Source organism: Bacillus sp. FSL K6-2869, from assembly GCF_040869405.1.
In the GTDB taxonomy this organism is placed as follows: Bacteria; Bacillota; Bacilli; order Bacillales; family Bacillaceae; genus Bacillus; species Bacillus altitudinis.
Window position 1 is genome coordinate 1,782,707 of record NZ_CP152035.1, and the last position, 18,610, is coordinate 1,801,316.

Genomic DNA, 18,610 nt, shown 5'->3' on the forward strand with positions numbered 1-18,610 from the left:
AGCAAAGACATTAAAGTAAAGCTGTATTCTAATTCGTCCCAATTTAACGGGGAAATGAAAGCAATTGCCGTTCAAATGAAGAACATAAAGTCTGAATTTGAAAAGAATCGGACTGCCGTCGGTGTGTGGGGTAATGAACTGAAAACGTCGCAAACAAAAGTCAGAACCCTTTCACAGCAATTAGATCAGCATAAAATGAAGGTCAAAGCACTTGAAAGAGCTTATGCAGATTCAGCCGTTAAGAAGGGGAAGGACGCTAGAGAAACCCAAAATCTTGCCCGTCGGTTGAACTATGCAACAGCTGAAATGAATAAAACGCAAAATGCGTTAACACAAACGACCAACAAAATTCAGAAGATGGAAGCTGAAATAAAACGAACCTCTTCTTCGCTTTATAAAATGGGCCAAAGAATGAATACAGTTGGCAACAAAATGAGAAGTACCGGTGCTTCGGTAGCGATGACTACCGGTGTTGCTTTCGCTAGCTTGGCCCTCCCACTGAAAGATGCTGTGGAAGTGGGCATGTCATTTGAAACGCAAATGAGCAAAGTTAAAGCTATTTCAGGGGGAACAGCTGCAGAAGTCGAAAAGCTGAAAAACCAGGCTAAAGAGTTGGGGGCAACAACTGTTTTCACTGCCAGTCAAGCAGCAGACGCCCAAAGCTTCCTGGCGATGGCCGGATTTAAAGCAAACGACATTTATGCAGCGATGCCAGGTATACTGAATTTAGCAGCTGCAGGTCAACTAGATTTAGCTGCCGCCGCCGATATTTCATCTAATATGATGCAAGCTTTTGCTATGAAAGCGTCGGAAGCGGGGCACGCATCGGACGTCATCGCATACGGTGCAGCTAACGCAAACACCAACGTTGAACAGATGGGAGAGGCCATGAAGTTCCTTGCGCCTAACGCCAATTCATTAGGATGGGGCCTAGAAGAGTCAGCGGCCGCAGTCATGGCGTTTGGTGATGCAGGTTTACAAGGATCTATCGCAGGACAAGCATTTGGTACGTCTTTGATCAGGTTAGCAACGCCAGCTAAAAAGGCGCAAAAGGAAATTGATAGATTAGGATTTGCGTTTTTCGATGCCGCCGGAGACATGAAAAGCATGCCGGAAGTTGTTGCCGAGATGGAAAAGGGCATGAAAGGCATGACGAAGGAACAGCAAGCCGCAACCTTAAAAACCATTGTAGGCGCCGAGTCATATAAGCATTGGGCTATTCTTTTGCAAAAGGGCAGTAAGGCATTAAAGGATAACACGAAGGCGCTAAAAGAATCGGACGGTGCAGCTAAAAAAATGGCTGACACAATGCTTGATAATGCGCGAGGCAGTATCATTGCTTTTCAATCTGCAGTTGAAGGGGCAAAGATTAAGCTCACTGAAAGTCTACTTCCTGCACTTGGGAACCTAGCTGACAAAGGTGCAGACATCGTTTCCATGTTTAACAAAATGGATTCTGCCACAGCTCAAACGGTTGCTAAAACGGCGCTGTTTGCTACTGGTGTTTTAGGGGCCACAACAGCAGTCGCAACGCTTACGATGGGTATCGGAGCGCTTTTAGCATTTACGGGTCCAGTAGGGCTTGCGATAGTCGGTGGAACTGCTTTAATAGGCGGTATTGCCGTAGCGACATATGCGTATAATGAGCAGCTGAAAAACCAAAAGAAACGTCAGGAAGAAGCAAAAGAATCAGCGCTTCTATATGGCGAGGGCGTTTCAAAGGCAACTCAACAAGCTGCTGGATCATACGTGAATCTACGTGAAAAAGCTACATCACAACTGTTCCAACTGACACAGGTTTCAGGAAAAGAAGCCGAGAAGATGGCAAGCAATCTATTGTCTACTTATCAAAAAATGTCCACTTCTCTTATTAAGGAGTTAGAAGGATTTAAGACTGATGCAATAGCAGTTCTCAAAGGACTATTTGAAGACCAGGAAAAAGAGACAAAGAAAATCGGAGAAGATTGGTCAGATCAATTGGTTGGAGACATTGACAAAGACGTCCAAAAAGTTCGCGAGAAAATGCGGCAGTTAGAAAAATTGAAAGATGAAACAGGTTTAATGACATCGAAAATGAATGCTTCTCAAAAGAAAACATTTGAGGATATAATTTCATTCTTTCAACAGTCAACAAGTAAATTTGCTGCCAATCAAAAAGACGCTATTGCTATGCAACAGAGGGTTTCTGAAAGTCAAAATAAACTCTCTTTCAAAAATGCCAAAAGCTACAACGATCAAATCAGCGGCATTTATAAAGAGGGACAGAAGGCGGCTAAAGAAGATCACGACTACAGAAATAAAGTTTTAGACGAGGCCCTTGCAAAAGAAGCGATATCAGCAGCGCAGCACAAAGCACTAAAAGCTAAAAGTAATGCTGATTATCAAAAGGCTCTTGCTGAAAACCTAGAGGCTTACAAAAACAGTTCCAAAGCTTTGTTTGATCAGATGTCGCAAGATGGTAAGTTGCTGGACTTGGAAACGGGAAAAGCCCTGGAAAAACAAAAAGAGTATTCCAGTAATTCGATGGGGATCTTCATTGAAATGGAAGAGAGCGATGCAAAATACCAAGCACGCTGGGCCGAAAAACAGGTTGCTTTCTTACAAAAACTTGGAGACAGCAAAGAAGAAGCCTTAGAAAAAACGAAACAAGCTCTCATTGAGTTTAACGAGGGTCTAGGCTTTTCTGCAGAAGAATCGGCGAGTAAAGCAAACGAAGCAATCATAAATGCTGAAAATGAATTCAACCGTGCAACATCTGCCCGTGAATCAGGAAAGAAAATGGGCGATGAATTTGCGGACGGCTTAACAGCTGCCACGCCTAACACGTTAGCAAGTGGGTCGATCCTTAAACAAACACTGGATCAAAAACTGCGAGAAGAAAACGGCATCCCTAGAATTGCAGGACGTGAAAAAGGTCAATCATTTAGCGATGGTATTAGTTCGACAAAAGTTAACGTATCTAACAGTGGTACAGTTCTGCAGCAAGCACTAAAACAAAAGCTGAGCGAAGGCAATGCAGGTGCTAAAACATTCGGCTCACAAAAAGGCCAATCATTTAGCGCAGGTATAAGCTCAACAAAAGGCAGCACAAGCACTGCAGCAAGCAGCGTAAACCAAACAGCGTTATCAAACCTAAACAAAAATACTACTCAAGCTACTCAAGCAGGTGTAACAAAAGGGAAAAGCCATAGTGCGGGAATAACAAGCACAAAGGGCGCCAATACGTCTGCAGCATCATCCGTTAGTGCGTCAGCAACAGCCCAACTTGCCAAAACAACCGATGGCGGAGGCGGACAAAAAGCAGGGAATCAATTCGCGTCGGGCATTCGTAGTCAAGCCGGAAACGCAAGTAATTCAGGTAGTACCGTCGCAAAATCAGGAAAACAAGGCTTATCGAGTGTTAAGACAACTAGCACGGGTGCTGATTTTTCTAAAGGCTTTGCTAATGGTATTCGCAGCATGGGAGGCACAGGGGGCACGATATGGAAAGCTGCTTGGGCCATCGGGAAAGTTGCAATACGTTCGCTGAAAGATTCCATCCAATCAAAATCACCTGCAAAAAGGACCATCGCAGAAGGCGTGAACTTTGGTGACGGCTTCATCATTGGTCTTGGTGAAAAAGCGACGGAAGTGAAAAAGAGCACTGCAGCAATGGCACAAGGTGCTATGTCGTCCTTTAAATCTGAAATTAATAGAATGGCGTTTAACATCCAGGGAGCCGCAGATGAAATAAATACGATGCGCGCCGAACTGACTGTGAAAAACGAAATTGATACGCCTATTCTAAATCAGAAGCTAGATGCTCTTATTAACCTTCTATCAAATAATCTACAGACCAACAATGAAAACGTAAGTGCTACAGGGCAAACAATCAGAATCCATCCTGCGCCTGTCATTATTGGCGGTGAGCATTTAGCAGACATCGTTTTTAATCAAGGAGACACATCTATTCTAGACAAAAAGAGCGCTCAAAAATATGAGCAGAATGCCTATAAAGGAGGGCTGAAAAGATAAATGGATCTGTATTTTGATTTCAGAGATGGTTTAGGGGAGCAACCTTTGTCAGGGTTACTGCCCTATTTTAAGTTGCTTAGCTTTGCACCTGACGCGCCGAGCACTGATAGGGAGCATGTACAGTTGACCAGGTTTAACGGACTTGTACCAACGCAGCATCCGCGCGACATAGTGTACAAAGAAAGGTCTATCAAGGTTGAAATATTGCTTGATGCTAAAATCGCGGCAAACTTTTATCAGTACAGGCATGAGTTTTATGATCTCGTTGTTCAGCCCTTCCGGTATTACATCTCATGTGATCTACTTCCTGGGAGGCGTTTTGCGGTTACGTGTGACGGAGGGTTTCAAATACCCAAAGACAAGCAAAAAAACCAGGTATCCTTCCAAGTGGATTTTAACAATATCACAGGGCTGGCAGAGTCAAAAGGCACGTCTTTAAGCGCGCAGAACTTTTCTAATGAAAGATGGTTTTCAGGAATGGGAATTCAAAGGCGCGACGATCTGCAGTACCGATTCAAAAACAAAAAACGGTTTAGTGTTTTCAATCCTGGCTTACCTATTAACCCACTGCAGCATGATTACAACGTGCTGCTAAACGCAAAGGGAAAAAACATAACGATTATCAATCACACGAACAATGAGAGGCTGAAAATAGAAGCCGAACTGAAAAAGTCACAGCAGGTCAGAAATCTGAAACAGTATACCGTTGTTGGTAGTAAAAGATTGAAAACATCCGGTAGGCTGCCGTCCTTAGATAAAGGCATGAATGAGTTTGAAATACAGAACACCAATGATTTTGAGATTGTATTCGATACAAGATTTTATTTTCCGTAAAGGGGGTTGTCATGGCTGCAGCGGATTTTATAAAAAAACTAGCACCAGGGGCGCAGAAAGTCTATAAAAAATATAATGTCCTTGCGAGCCTAGTCATCGCTCAGGGGTGCCTAGAAAGTGGTTTCGGATCCAGTGGTCTTTCTCAACAAGCCAACAACCTATTTGGAGTCAAAGGAACTTATAACGGCAAATACGTATTAATGTGGACTAGTGAGCAGGACAAAAAGGGAAACGTTACTAGGATACAAGCGAAATTTAGAAAGTATCCATCATATGCTGAGAGTCTCGCAGATTTAGGGAGTTTGTACACTCGTCTAAGTCGTTATAAAGATGTGGTAGGTGAAAAAGATTATAAAAAGGCTACTGCAGCAGTTTCAAAAGCCGGATATGCTACCGACATAAATTATGCAACAAAATTAAACAGCATTATCTTTACTTACAAACTTACACAATATGACACCTTTGATGATGTGCCGGATGAATCAGAACCAGAAACACCAACTAAACCTTCTTATCCAAGTAAAGAGTATCAAGGAAAGGACGTAGAGTTAAACGACGGACTACCTTCTGATATTGATTTTAGGCAGCTGCATGTCTCAACCAAAGACGGCAAAGAGCTTGTGGAAATCGTTGGCGCTGTGTTGGAGCTGCAAGACGACACAACAGGTAAAAAGAGTTTCACTTTTACGTTAATGCGAACTGAGGATAACGGAACAGAATTTGATTTACTTGTTCCAGGGAACATACTGTATTTAGACGAGAAAGTTTACAACCATCAAAAGTATTACATTACAGACATTGAGCTTGATCAGAGTAGAAAAAACGTGCTTCAAAAAAAGGTTACGGCCAATCATGTTTATACTGTTCTTCTTGTAAATGACAGAGTCGAAGAAAAGATTTCAAAGAAACTGAAAATCAATGAAGCTTTAGACTTTGCCCTGGCAGGTACGCCTTTTCAATATGTTCTAAAAGCAAAATTATCGGAGTTTGACGAAGTAGATCAGGACGGCTTCGGAGAAAAGAACAGAGTCGAATTAATGGATCAGATTGTTGAAGATTATGAAATAGAGCTTGATGTAAATAACTACGTCATCTATGTACATTTAAAAATGGGTAAGGTAGTAGACTTCACACTTGACAGCCGATACAATATGCCAGGCTTTAAGATGAAGATTAATGATCAAAATACATCAACGCGCGCCTGGGGTTACGGTGCAGAAAAGAAAGATAAGAAAAGTGATACTAAATCACCTGATGCAAAAACGAGCGAGGCTGAAAAGGAGAAAGAGCCTGAATACGAATTCGAGCCTATCCTATACATCCATCCTGACGAAGATAAATTTTTGATCGAGGGTAAGCCGCGCTGGGGTGAGCCAATAAGAGACGACACAGTAAAAAAAGCAAGCAACATGGTATCTGCTTTGAAAAAGCACGTAAACCCATATCCTGACGTGGTAGTTGAGGCTGAGTATCAGTATATCTATGAGCCAGCATTGCAAGGTATAGAAGAGGATTTTTGGAAAGGTGACACGATCCATGTCATTGCTGATACGGCAAACGGGATCACGTTTGAGGACGATGTAAGGCTAGTGTCTGTCACTTATAATCCCCTCAACCCGTATGACAGCCCTAAAATGACTTTCGCAAACTTCCGAAAAGATATTCAGGATTATCAAGTAAGCCAGGCGCGGCAGATTAAGCAACAAAAAAGATATATAGACCAGTTGATGAGAACGCTCAATTAGAAGCGTTTTTTCTTTTGGAGTTGAAAGGAGTGAATATATTGGTCCGGCTTAAAAAGGATTATGATACGACAAGAAATTCAGTCTATGAATCACAGTTACGCGGTGACATGCAAACGGTTGAGAATGAGCTCAATAAAAACGCAACTGAATTACAGTCTCACAAGGATAGTAAAAAAGCTCACTTGTCTAGTCAGATTATGCATGGACTATTCACGGTTGCAAATAGGATTGATAACATGTGGGCTAGATTGACAAACCTTGTACTGAATCACGATGGGAATGATGTAAAAGAAGTTGTAGATACACGCGTTGCCCTGGATGCAAGCATTCATAAAACTGTAAAAGATAGACTAGACTATGATTTTGGTTTGATCATAAGTCGTTTAGATCGGCAGCCTGACATAAACGTATTAGACTTGGGTGCCGATCCCACAGGTAAATACGAATCTGCAATCGCGATTCAGGCGGCGCTAGATCGAGCTAAAAAAGGTAAAAGTATCAGGGTCGTTGTACCTCCAGGCATATACCGTCTAGGCGCGAAGTTAGTCAATTGGGGTAATACTTGGTTCGATGCAAAAGGCGCGGTGTTTTTGAATTACCATGGCAAAACCATGATGACTAATGGTGATGGGACTGTTGAGTATCGCGGATACAAGGGTAATGGAAACATGTATTTTGATGGCGGAACGTGGGATTGCAGAGGAACAGAATTTAAAACTAAAAATAACTGTTTTTCTTTTGGTCACGGTAAAAACATCTTTGTTAGAAATTCTACTTTTAAGGATGTCAGCGGCTACCATGCTATTGAGTTTAACGCGTGCCAAAACTTTAAAGTGTTAAATTCAGATTTTTATGGATTCGTAGACCATGACGGATCAAGATATTTTTCTGAGGCAATTCAGGTTGACTTAGCTCAACGTAAAGAAGTATTCGGGGCTTTTGGTGCTTATGATTTTACCGTTTGTAAGGACGGTCTTGTTCAAGGGTGCAACTTCGGAAAGTCTAACACACCGGGCACTAAAGCGTGGCCGAGAGGTGTCGGTTCTCATTCATCTACTATTGGCTACTGGCACGAAAACATAAGAGTTAAAGATTGTTTATTCGAAGATATGGACGGCTGGGCCGTTCGGGGCTACAACTGGAACGTCACAGATATAAAAGATAACACGCTGCGAAACTGTAGATTTGGTATAACCGTCAGCGCCATTGATCCAGCAAGCAAGCACCATACGTTAAACGACAAATTTGAGCAAATGTCCAGATCACAGGTATTCCGGCATGTTCACGTCTCAGGAAATACAATCCTGAACACGCGAGAGAACGAAGCTATATATATCCGTGGAATTAATGATACAGGGTTTGTGCGTAATGTAAATGTACAAAACAACATTATTGATGGAGTCGGTGGGAAAAACCAGGCGGGCATCCGATTAGATGCCGTTAGAAATGGTATCGTTTCAGCCAATCAAATATCTAATACGTCAGGTGATGGGGTTTGGATGAATGATTGTGTCGGTGTTAATGTCACAGGTGCCAATCAGATCAGCTTTATCGGCAGGGATGGCATTGCAGCATTTGGTGAATCTACCCTATTACTGATTGCAGGAAACAACATCCGACGTCCGGGCAGGTACGGCATTGAACAGTCAGGCGTGCTCATATCTGTTATCAAAGATAATTTGATCACAGGTGCCGGTCACAGCAAGTACGGGGCTTACGAAGCTATCAGAATAGCCAATAAATCAAAAGACATTTTGCTGGCCGGTAATAGGTGTCGATCACTCTCTAAATTAACCAAGCGAGCGAGAGCCGGCATATACATCACAAACACCGTAAAAGGCGTTGTAAGGTATGGAAACTACTGCAAGGGTGACTGGACGATCAGCGGCATCGTAGACAATTCTAAAAATCCAAAAACGGATGCAAAGGACGTGGCGTAGTGTATTTGATCATGGATAAAGAAAAAGTTAAAGTTGCTTCGGCCTTTGTGTCGGGGGAGGATGTCAATGCGTATGACGAGGAAGGAAATAGAATTGTGTCACTTGAAGGAGTCAACTTTGACAACGTTTATTTAGAAGACGAAGAAGGTCAAAGGGTTGAGTTTTTAAAAACTGCACCAGTTAGTCAAAATGAAATAGAAGAAATGAGAAACCTTATTAAAACGTTGAATGATAAGGTTCTGCAGCTAGAAAAGGAGGGTAGGGCATGACCAATAAAATATACAAAAATGGTTCTCTACCCTTTGCCATAGATGCTTATGATCAAAGCGTCTATGATTCTAAAATCATTTTTTCAACTCAAGATGTAGGCACAGCGAGGCTTGTTTTTAAATTGCGTAAAGACGGAATGCCGTTACCTTTATCTGCGGTAGAAGGTAAGCTAGTTCTTTTGTTTTCTAACGGTTCTAAACATATTAGAAACATTTCGCTGTTGGATAAAGTGGAAGGGATAGCAGAATACATTTTAAAAAATGAAGAGATTAAGCTATATGGAAATGTTCAAGCTTCCTTAAATCTTTTCTACAGCAATGGGCAATCCCTTTCTGTACATGAGTTTACATTTTCAATAAAAAAGAACTTAATAGATGAAAATATTGTTCCAGCAGCAGAATATTACATCGACCATTTTGACTCGTTGAAATCAAAAATAGAGCAAAAAGCAGTAGAACTTGAAAGCGATATTCAAAAGCGAACTGACGATATGCAAGGAAACATTGACGAGATCACGAAAGAGCTTCAAGAGCAATTAGATAGAATGAAGGAGAAACTTGACGATCTCGAAGCGCTTGAAACCAAACAAGGCGCACAAGATAAAGTAGACAAATCCCTTGCAGCTGCTAAAAAATATACGGACGATCATGCTAACAATAGCGAAATCCATGTTGTTAAGGCTGATAAAGATAAGTGGAATAACGGACAACTTTATAAACTCACGGCAGACAATGGAAAAGTGGCGAGACTGGCTAACGGAACTGACATTTTTACATTACCTACTGGTTTTTATATGGGGGCAAACCTTCTAAACGTACCCGTAGAAGATGGAAGCTTTTACTATATTGAAGTGTTAGAAACAGCATATTCTCAAAGTGGTATAAATTACAAAAGAATCATTGTCACAAGGTCATTTGATAATTTAACGTGGATTGGAACGTTCCACGCTCAGGGGTTTCGTGGATGGAAAAAAACGCTAACTGTAGAAGATGTGGCGAACAGCACTTATGTTGATACCTATGATCAAGATAATTCATCCGTTTCCGCTGCTGAAAATGTAGCGACAAAGCTTGTTTTTGGGGCAACACGAGCAGATGATTTATCAGAGTATAATCGGACTCGTGCTGAAATCACACTGAAAAATAGTGGTCTTTATTTGATCAGGCTTTATATAACTAGCACAAACATTACAGTTGGATCGGATAATATTTTATCGTGCTATGTGAATGGAACAGAATTTCAACGTTTTGGAAACTGGAATCCAGCAACATCATCAAGTACGTGCGTGCTTTATTTATTACAAAAATTTAAAACTGGCGATAAGGTAACTTTTTATATAACACCAAGAGCGACGAACAAAACAGTATCAATAAACACAGCTTACGTTACCATGTCTCAGTTAAGATAGGAGGGAAAAGATGAATAAGGCGCTAGCGATAAAATATTTATACCCAAATGCGGAATTAGGTGTTGATTATTCAGTGCGGGATGACGGAGAAGGGCAGTTTATAGACAAATGGTCTTTAGACGACCCTATGCCTTCGGACGAAGTATTGGAAGCCGCGTGGAATGAGTATCTATCCGAGAGTAATGAAAAGCCGTTATCAAATGTTGAAAAACAATTACTGGTTCTAGGAGAGCAATTGGCGCTAGAAAAAATAGCACGTCAACAGTCGGATAGAATGAATACAACGTTGGGGCAAAAACTTGCAGAAATGCAATTAGAAATCCTTAAATTAAAGGGAGGGTTTATAGATGAATCTTAATTTCTGGGTTTTAGCCTTATTTTATAAATGGACTTCAACTGCAATGGTTAAACAAGCAATGTCCTTTGATGACTGTAATATTAAAGATTTAGAAGACGGCATTCAACAGGGGTATGTTACGCCGGAACAGTATGAGGAGATCACAGGATTGAGGTTCGATAAGCCTGCTGTCTCAGTGGATTTAGGAACAACAGCATCTTAACAGGTGCTTTTTATTTTGCCTTCTTAAAGGAGGTGATTAACGAAATGGAGGAAACGATAGTGTTTATTAACTTTGAAACTTTGGATTTAGCGAAGACTTATTTATTTGGCGGAGTGAAATTTCTGGACTTGCTCGTGCTGCTAAGTGTTATTGATGTTCTGACGGGTATCATCAAAGCGTGGAAAGTTGGCAAACTACGCAGCCGTACAGCATGGTTCGGTTACGTGCGGAAAATGCTTAGTTTTGTTGTCGTGATTGTGGCTAACATCATTGATCAGATCATGGGCTTAAATGGAGTGCTGACCTTCGGGACAGTGCTTTTTTATATCGCCAATGAGGGTTTGTCTATCGTAGAGAACCTTGCACAGATCGGCGTGAAAATTCCAGCTTCCATCACTGACAGGCTTCATGTGATTGAAAATGACAGCCAAAAAGAAGAATCAGAAAAGAAAGCTGCTGAGTAGTCGGCGGCTTTTTTCTATATAAAAACAAATTAAGGAGTAGATGAACAATGGTAAAAATCATTCAAGACTATATCTCAAAGAGCAATAAGAACCGCCCTGGCAACTATATGAAGCCGTTATACATCACTGTCCACAACACCGCAAATACAGCAAAAGGCGCAAATGCAGCGAGTCATGCAGCATTCGTAAAACGATCTAGTACAGGTGTAAGCTGGCATTACACTGTGGACGAAAATGTCATCTATCAGCACTTACCACTAAACGAAAACGGATGGCACGCAGGGGATGGCAGAGGCACGGGAAATATGAAGTCGATCGGCATTGAAATTTGTGAAAATAGTGATGGTAATTTTGAGAAAGCAGTCGAGAACGCTCAATGGTTAATTCGCCAGTTAATGCAGGATCAAGGGATTCCGTTGGCAAACGTTGTGCCGCATAAGCATTGGAGCGGGAAAGAATGTCCCCGCAAGCTGCTTAATCGTTGGGACAGCTTCAAAGGTGGTATCGCCGTTGCTCACACAAATAAAAAGCCGACTGTTAAACCAACAACAGCAGCACCATCCAAAACAGCAGTTTCCAAGCCTGCTAAAAAGTCATACAACCTGCCTACTGGCATTTTAAAAGTCACAAAGCCTCTTACAAAGGGATCAGCAGTAAAAGCCGTACAAGAAGCCCTAGCGGCTGTTTACTACTACCCGGATAAAAAGGCAAAAAACAACGGCGTTGATGGTTATTACGGGCCAAAAACAGCGGATGCGGTCAAACGATTCCAATCCATATATGGATTGGTTGCTGACGGTATCTATGGTCCTAAGACCAAGGAGAAACTTGAAGCGCTAAAGTAGACAAGAAAAATCTTTAAAACTAGAGTATCAATTTCAAAATAATACTAATCTTAAGACTCTGAGTATGTTAAAATTTTGAAAAAGGAGGAAGATGGATGCAGAAAAAAAGAATTTTTTTACCTGAATTAACTGTTCTAAATGCAGTAAATTTTTGTAATGCTGTTAATGATTTTAATGGTTCTGATAGTGTCGTATTTGATTACAGTGGTATAGGTACTGTAGAACCCTTTGGTATGCTGTTAGTTGGTTCTAAAATAAGAAGCCTAATAACAGCAAATCCCAATATTAAATTTTTTGGAGAAAATTATAAAAACCATAATTATGCCGCACACATGGGATTTTTTCAGAGTATGTTTCTTAATTTTGGAAATAAACCTGGGGGAGCTTTTGGAAGTAATACATATGTTCCAATTACGGAATTGAAAGTTAGAGATTTAAAGAATGAATCATATGAACAAAACGAAGTAGTACAAGAAACTATTGAACGTAAATCTTATGAACTAGCAAAAGTATTGTCTCAAGGAAATCCAAATTTGACTGAAATACTTGGCTATTCTATTAGGGAGCTAATGAGAAATAGTGTGGAACATAGTACCGCCGAGAGTTGCTGGTTCGCTGCACAATATTGGCCTACTAAAAATAAAGTAGAGATTGCATTGCTTGATGAAGGAGTTGGAATTCCACAAGCCATTCGGGTTAACCCCAATTTAAAACCAAAAGATAATAAAGATGCATTGTTGTTATCTTTAGAGCCAGGCATTTCAGGAAAGGTTTTTAAGCACAATGGAGTAATCCGTGGCCAAAATAATTCAGTATGGGACAATTCGGGGTATGGACTTTTCGTTACAAGCAAAATTTGTCAAGATGGTGGAGACTTATTTATATGTAGTGGAAATATAGGGCTAGCTCTAAAGAATGAAGATCATGCTTATGGAGAAGTTAATTTTCAGGGTACTGCAATACGAATGACTTTGAATACCTCCAATTTGGGTAAATTTAATGGAGACTTAATTAAAGAAATAGTAAAGGAAGGAGAATCAAGAGCTAAATCTAATTCTAAACATTCTATAATTACTGCTTCCAAAGTTTCAAGAATACTAAACACAGCACATGAAGAGTAATTATCAAGGTTTAAACTTTATTCAATAAGTTTTGACCAAAATCATGACCAAAATTTGACCAAAAAATATTGAGAATTATAGAGATTCTATTTCAAATTTAAAATAATAGACCAATAAAAAACCTTTTGTTTTCAAGGGTTTAGAGTGTCGTATATACTGTATTTAAATTAGAAATTATGTTCCGCACCCAAGTACACCCATGGGAACGCGATCAGTATATGTCTCAGTATTAATCAAGAAACCCCTTGGAGCCATTGGCTTCAAGGGGGATTTTTGTTTTTGTGGGTGTTTCTATAAGCGAGTGTTGGAGGCGGATCCTTATGTATATTATAATCACCTTTTTTAACCGGCGCCACAGGTGCAACAGGAGATACAGGAGAGATGGGACTTACTTCAACTTGATACCAAATTCTCGAAAAGAAAAATCTGAATTGTAAGAGTGTTTAAAGCTTGATACAGAAGCGATAGAACAGTTGATACAAATATATCTTGAAGCAGATAACGTGGCTTTAGACTTTTGCTAAAAAAGGCGTACAAATTACAGTTCATTACTTAATTGAAGTAAAAGCGGAAACAGTTGAAATCAATGGTAATAAATTCTCTGAGAACTATTACTTAGAACTACATACACTTAATTTGAAAGATATATGAATATTAAATGTGAAGCATTAAATGCCAAAATGACACCGTTTGAGTTATTTTGATGAACGGTAAGATTAGTGATATAAATAAACAGCTTTCTGAGTTCACCAAGTTTATTAATTCAAACATGGAATAAATCGAGAAGTCTATCTCTAACAATTTGATTGATAAACTTAAAGAGGCTTCAAATGCTCTCGGTGTTGTAGTTAAGGGTAATACAACTGGACAAAAGATCGCTCGTTTTAAGACTGGTGGATCAGTTGGTAAAGTACCAGCCCAAGGCGCTTTAGCTGTAGTAGATGATGGAGAAATTGTCCTCAATAAACAAGACTCAGTTAACATGCTTAAAGCTGTCGAATTGCTTAGAGAAACAAAGATAGAAGATCGAAGTATGGGAGCAATAGCAAAGAGCTACGAGTCAATACGAAGTATGTTTAACAACGTTGCTTCTTCAGTAGCTATTCCTAAACTTTCTGTTCCAGGATTTGAAGTGTCAGAGACTAAGAATGGTACCAACAATTATTCAGTGAATATGCACATCGATAAAATGGTCGCTGATGAAAAAGGGGCTAATAACGCACTGCAAGCAATTCGCCAGGGATTAAAACAAATGAAAGGTAAGGTCTAATAGGTGTATAGACTGTATTCTATATACCTATTTTTTTGTTTGTTTTTTCCAAGATTTTGAGAGATAATTGAAATTGAAAGTTTTTGTTTTCATCGAGAGTTAATGAAGACATAGGAATCTTTATAAAATCATTCTTTTAATGGGGTATTAATATGACGAAAAGAATCCATATTTGATCGGAGGATATAATGATAGCTGATAAAATTGAACTAGTGCTAAAGCAGTTGAGTGAGTCGAATTATGATAGAGTTATTTTTGATGGTCACTGGGGCATTGGAAAAACTAAGCACGTTAAAGATTACACCAAGGCTAATCCAGAGAATTCATGTTACGTTTCTCTGTTTGGAAAAAAGAGTTTAAAGGAAATTGTTGAAGAAATATATTTCAAATCATTGCAAGATGATGCAAAAGGTAAATTTAAAGAATACTTAAATAAATCTGCTAAAAAATTGGAGGATGTCAATTTTTCATACCTGGGTATATCTCTATCGATTCCGTTGTTAAATGATACCTACTCTAGGATGTTTTCAGAATTAGAGGAAAAGCAATCATACATAATCATATTTGATGACTTGGAAAGAAAAGATGATGAATTAAGTCTAAAAGAATTCTTGGGACTAATTGATAACCTTGGAAACATAAAAGGAATCAGAGTTGTGCTAGTAGCTTTCTCAGATAAATTCAATGATGTTGACATGCAAGTATTTAATGATTTTAAAGAAAAATCAATTGACCGTATTTACTGTATTGATAAATATTCTGAAAACGCTCCTTTTAACATTCTTGAAACAGATAAATGGTTTGCAATTAAAAATATTGCTGCTTTATTAAATTTTAAGAACTTGAGGACATTCCAAAAAACAAACCTATTCATAGAAGAAGTTCTAAGTGTGCTGGGAAATGAAGTGTTTAGTGATAAGTTTACAAAAGAAGATATCTATAAAATGTGCTTTGCCACAATAGTGTATTTCGTTGAACATAATGGTGAAAAGCTTTTATTAGATGAGGATATAAGAAATAGCTTAAATACAGAAAGTGATATAACTGATTACATTGACGGATTAATAATAAAAAACACATTAGACAATATGATGAGTAAAAGCATACTGTTCCATATAATTAGATGGTATGAAACTGGTGAATATGACATTAAAGCAATCAAAAATGAGATTAAACTTATAAATTCTTTCATACATGAAAACCCTATCAATCATTTGTCATCTGAAAATGAGGTTTTAAATGTAATTTGTAAAGCAAAACGTTTTTTTGAAGATATTAATGGTGAAGAAAGTATAGAAGATGTAATTTTAATGATTAATAATGTTGTAGACTGGGCAGACATAATTCAAGTCGAAGACGAATTCGAAAAAGAAGCTTTTCTTCAAAAAATCAAACCGAATATATCTAAACATGTTAATATAGAAAAAACTTTATTTGAAAATGAGGTTATCATGAGAAGATATGCTTCAACAGGAAAAAATAAAGCAACTGCATTAATTTCACTAATTAACAATAATATTATTTTTGAGTTTTATGATCAGTTAACAGATAAAATCATTGAATGTTTAAATGAGAAGAAATTCAGTTCAAATGGGTACCTTAAAAAACTTTTTGAATGTGTATTATCAATTGGTGATCACCGCCCAGAAGTTTGGTGCCAAATAATTAAAAAAATAGAAAATAATGAATACTTCTTTCCGTTGCCCATGGGAAAGGTCAGTCAAGATCATTGGGATTGGTGTCTAATAAATAATGAATTAATCAAGAGAATTGATGAAAATTTTAAAAAAGACTTCTTCAAAGAGTACCAAAAAAATGTTAAGAATAGGGTAAGTGAATTTCAAGACTTAATGTTGCAACACAGGATAAATTTATTTCGTTGGGATGAGCAAATACCTGCAATGTTAAACGATTAAATAACGACATACTAATGTCCTTTAGTTAATGTCTACATTCATTTTTAAATAAAAGAAGTATTTTGAAGGAAGTAGGGGAGGGATTAATATGAAAGTATCTTTAAATGATGTTAGACCAGGAATGTGAGAAAAAGAACCCTATAATTTGGGGGTTCTTTTTTATTTTTAGACTTTTTTATATTTGTACATTAGGTGTGAGGCGAAATCATAAAACTCTTTTGAAGCCATAACTTCTTTAATGAATTTTTCTACTTCTGGTGTTACCTGTGTAGTGATTCTATAGTTCGCGATTGCTTCTTTTCTCTTCTTTGATTTGTTTTCGTGTTGTTCGCTCATGTTGATTAACCTCGGTAAATTTAGATTCCATATGTGCTTCTTTTATGATTATATTTGCTAATTCTTGATAGAATTGATCTTCTGTAACTACATCACCATATACTTGAGGGAAGATGGCTATTGAGTAGGGCTTTCCAGGAAAAGTTAATGTTTTTACTGTATTCTTTTTTGCATCCTCAAAGATTTCCTTCCAATTTCCTCTATTAGTTTTGACCACGATAAAACTCCTCTAATTAATTTTCTAAAATTAATAATAAGAAGAATAGAGGAGAGGGTCTATATGTAAATGATGGTAATAAAAAACCACCTACACATGAATGTAAGTGGTCATTTGTACAACTACCTAAAAGTATTCTTCAATCCCATTAAGTAGAGTCATTGTTTGCTCGTTTTCTAGAAACGATGTTTAAAACAAGCAACAATATAAATAATATGCCTCCAATTATACCAGTGATTACTTCATCTTTTGTAGCGAAGTTTACAATAGTGATGATTAAAATGGCTAATGCGCCTAATAAGGATAAATTATTTTTCATAAAAAAATCCCCTTTCTGAAACATATTGTACTATAGAAATATTTTTACATAAATGGTAAAATTATATCAATCTTGATTTATTAGGAGGAATATAATGAGAAAACTAAGAAATTACATCTACATAATGGTGTCCGTCTTTTTATTTTCAATGGTTGCGCCAAGTTTTGCAAGTGCCATTGATACTAGTGATGCAGCTCCCACTAAAAATGAGCGTTTAGCTGACAGTGAGATGTTTGATCAAACCGAGAATGTCCTTAAATCAATTGAAAAAATCCCCAATGCTGTTTTAGATAAGGGGATAGAAGCTACTGCTGAATGGTTTGAGAAAGAAACAGGTTTGTTCGTGTCTATTTATTACAGAGAAGGGGAAGGCTTTTTGAAGTTTGGAGAACAAGACCCTAATGTTATTAGAACTTCTAATGTTGCAGGTTGCGTTACTGCAGTTGGCATTGCATTAGTAAACAATGCTTTTTCATTCACTAAAATTACTAAAATAAAGTCTGCTCTAAAGGCACTTGGTGGGACAACTAAAGCTGTAAAAAAGATAAAAAAGCACTATGATGAATACCGATACGGTGGTTTTTCAAGATACAAAGCTATGGATAAGGCTTTACATGATGCATCAAAAGGTTTGAATAAAGATGTTAAAGACGCTCTTCTAGACTTCTTTAGTTTGACAGGTATCGTAGCAAACTGTTTTTAAAGAAATTTATCTTAAAAGTATACTCAAACAAGCGAGAAATAACTCGCTTGTTTTTATTTTCCTTTATCTTCAATTCGTGTCAAAGAATTTTCAATCTTGTCTATGTGTGTATAGACATTTTCAAACCCTTCATGCAACTCATTGCTCATCTCATTAAGTATATTAAGAATTTGTTCGGTCATTTCAATTCACCTCTGACCAATTATAATACTGCTCATTTTTTTCCAGCTTGGTGACTGTGGATTTAATTTCTTTCACATCTTGTTTAATGGTTGATACGTCCGCAGCCAATTGTTCAATCAATTTGAATAATTTTTCGTCCATTTTGCTTACCTCTAAATTTATTTGTATCACCATTGCAATTGTTTTGTTTAATAAATTTCAAAAAATAAAAAGCAATACTTTTGCTTAAGAGTCTTCCTTGATTTCTTCTAATTCAACTACATCGTGTATTTCACATTCTAGATATTCGCAAATTTTAATTATAACCCCTAACGATATAATCTCACCTTTAGACATTTTGGCAAGCGTTGCAGAAGAAATGTCCGTATCATTTCTAAGATCGGATTTTTTTTTGTCTTTCCTTATCAAAGTGATTTCCATTGGTTTATAACTTGGTCTTAATCTCACTAAAACACACCTCTTCAT

18 protein-coding genes and 1 pseudogene are annotated in these 18,610 nt (G+C 38.1%); 15 read left to right on the top strand and 4 right to left on the bottom strand.

Annotated elements, in window-relative coordinates:
* The first annotated feature begins 54 nt into the window (after positions 1–54).
* The 14 genes and pseudogenes from MHI58_RS09120 to MHI58_RS09185 all read left to right on the top strand — a co-directional run bounded on the left by MHI58_RS09120 (position 55) and on the right by MHI58_RS09185 (position 16,387).
* Complete coding sequence (locus MHI58_RS09120; RefSeq protein WP_368004435.1) at positions 55–4,014, top strand: phage tail tape measure protein; 3,960 nt, start codon at positions 55–57, stop codon at positions 4,012–4,014.
* On the top strand, positions 4,015–4,848 hold the full coding sequence (locus tag MHI58_RS09125; RefSeq protein WP_368004436.1) for a phage tail domain-containing protein: 834 nt from the start codon (positions 4,015–4,017) through the stop codon (positions 4,846–4,848).
* Positions 4,849–4,859: 11 nt separating this feature from the next.
* Positions 4,860–6,593, top strand: coding sequence for a phage tail protein (locus tag MHI58_RS09130; RefSeq protein WP_368004437.1), 1,734 nt, complete (start codon positions 4,860–4,862; stop codon positions 6,591–6,593).
* A gap of 29 nt (positions 6,594–6,622) precedes the next feature.
* Complete coding sequence (locus MHI58_RS09135) at positions 6,623–8,533, top strand: hypothetical protein (RefSeq protein ID WP_368004438.1); 1,911 nt, start codon at positions 6,623–6,625, stop codon at positions 8,531–8,533.
* 11 nt (positions 8,534–8,544) lie between these two features.
* Positions 8,545–8,802 (top strand): hypothetical protein, encoded by a 258-nt coding sequence (locus MHI58_RS09140; RefSeq protein ID WP_255835948.1) that lies wholly within the window; start codon positions 8,545–8,547, stop codon positions 8,800–8,802.
* Positions 8,799–10,211 carry a BppU family phage baseplate upper protein gene (locus tag MHI58_RS09145; RefSeq protein ID WP_255835947.1) on the top strand — a complete coding sequence of 471 codons (1,413 nt, stop codon included), beginning with the start codon at positions 8,799–8,801 and terminating at the stop codon, positions 10,209–10,211. The genes MHI58_RS09140 and MHI58_RS09145 overlap by 4 nt, the downstream gene beginning before the upstream one ends.
* A 10-nt stretch (positions 10,212–10,221) precedes the next feature.
* Entirely contained in the window at positions 10,222–10,569 is a 348-nt protein-coding gene (locus MHI58_RS09150) for an XkdW family protein (RefSeq protein WP_368004439.1), read from the top strand.
* Positions 10,559–10,771 carry an XkdX family protein gene (locus tag MHI58_RS09155; RefSeq protein ID WP_255835945.1) on the top strand — a complete coding sequence of 71 codons (213 nt, stop codon included), beginning with the start codon at positions 10,559–10,561 and terminating at the stop codon, positions 10,769–10,771. The genes MHI58_RS09150 and MHI58_RS09155 overlap by 11 nt, the downstream gene beginning before the upstream one ends.
* 44 nt (positions 10,772–10,815) lie before the next feature.
* Positions 10,816–11,235: a holin family protein gene (locus MHI58_RS09160; RefSeq protein WP_202734439.1), complete on the top strand. Its 420-nt coding sequence runs from the start codon at positions 10,816–10,818 to the stop codon at positions 11,233–11,235.
* A gap of 47 nt (positions 11,236–11,282) precedes the next feature.
* Entirely contained in the window at positions 11,283–12,080 is a 798-nt protein-coding gene (locus tag MHI58_RS09165; protein WP_202734438.1) for an N-acetylmuramoyl-L-alanine amidase, read from the top strand.
* A gap of 95 nt (positions 12,081–12,175) precedes the next feature.
* Positions 12,176–13,201 (top strand): hypothetical protein, encoded by a 1,026-nt coding sequence (locus tag MHI58_RS09170; RefSeq protein ID WP_202734437.1) that lies wholly within the window; start codon positions 12,176–12,178, stop codon positions 13,199–13,201.
* A gap of 513 nt (positions 13,202–13,714) precedes the next feature.
* A pseudogene (locus tag MHI58_RS09175) lies at positions 13,715–13,834 on the top strand (hypothetical protein); the annotation flags it as partial.
* Positions 13,835–14,003: 169 nt separating this feature from the next.
* A complete protein-coding gene (locus MHI58_RS09180) occupies positions 14,004–14,471 on the top strand; it encodes a hypothetical protein (RefSeq protein ID WP_045035115.1) in 468 nt (155 codons plus the stop codon).
* A 188-nt stretch (positions 14,472–14,659) separates the two neighbouring features.
* Positions 14,660–16,387, top strand: a complete 1,728-nt coding sequence (locus MHI58_RS09185) for a hypothetical protein (RefSeq protein WP_045035114.1) — start codon at positions 14,660–14,662, stop codon at positions 16,385–16,387.
* A gap of 277 nt (positions 16,388–16,664) precedes the next feature.
* On the opposite strand, the gene MHI58_RS09190 is transcribed toward MHI58_RS09185, so the two are convergent.
* Positions 16,665–16,940 (bottom strand): hypothetical protein, encoded by a 276-nt coding sequence (locus MHI58_RS09190; RefSeq protein WP_045035224.1) that lies wholly within the window; start codon positions 16,938–16,940, stop codon positions 16,665–16,667.
* A 148-nt stretch (positions 16,941–17,088) separates the two neighbouring features.
* On the bottom strand, positions 17,089–17,259 hold the full coding sequence (locus tag MHI58_RS09195; protein WP_234710333.1) for a hypothetical protein: 171 nt from the start codon (positions 17,257–17,259) through the stop codon (positions 17,089–17,091).
* A gap of 94 nt (positions 17,260–17,353) precedes the next feature.
* Between MHI58_RS09195 and MHI58_RS09200 the strand changes: the two genes are divergently transcribed.
* Positions 17,354–17,962 carry a hypothetical protein gene (locus tag MHI58_RS09200; RefSeq protein WP_045035222.1) on the top strand — a complete coding sequence of 203 codons (609 nt, stop codon included), beginning with the start codon at positions 17,354–17,356 and terminating at the stop codon, positions 17,960–17,962.
* Positions 17,963–18,145: 183 nt separating this feature from the next.
* Here MHI58_RS09200 and MHI58_RS09205 read toward each other — a convergent pair whose 3' ends face one another.
* Together MHI58_RS09205 and MHI58_RS09210 are read right to left on the bottom strand one after the other, a co-directional pair.
* Positions 18,146–18,286: a hypothetical protein gene (locus tag MHI58_RS09205; RefSeq protein ID WP_156132665.1), complete on the bottom strand. Its 141-nt coding sequence runs from the start codon at positions 18,284–18,286 to the stop codon at positions 18,146–18,148.
* Between the two features lie 84 nt (positions 18,287–18,370).
* Positions 18,371–18,592 carry a helix-turn-helix transcriptional regulator gene (locus MHI58_RS09210; protein WP_045035221.1) on the bottom strand — a complete coding sequence of 74 codons (222 nt, stop codon included), beginning with the start codon at positions 18,590–18,592 and terminating at the stop codon, positions 18,371–18,373.
* Positions 18,593–18,610: the final 18 nt, after the last annotated feature.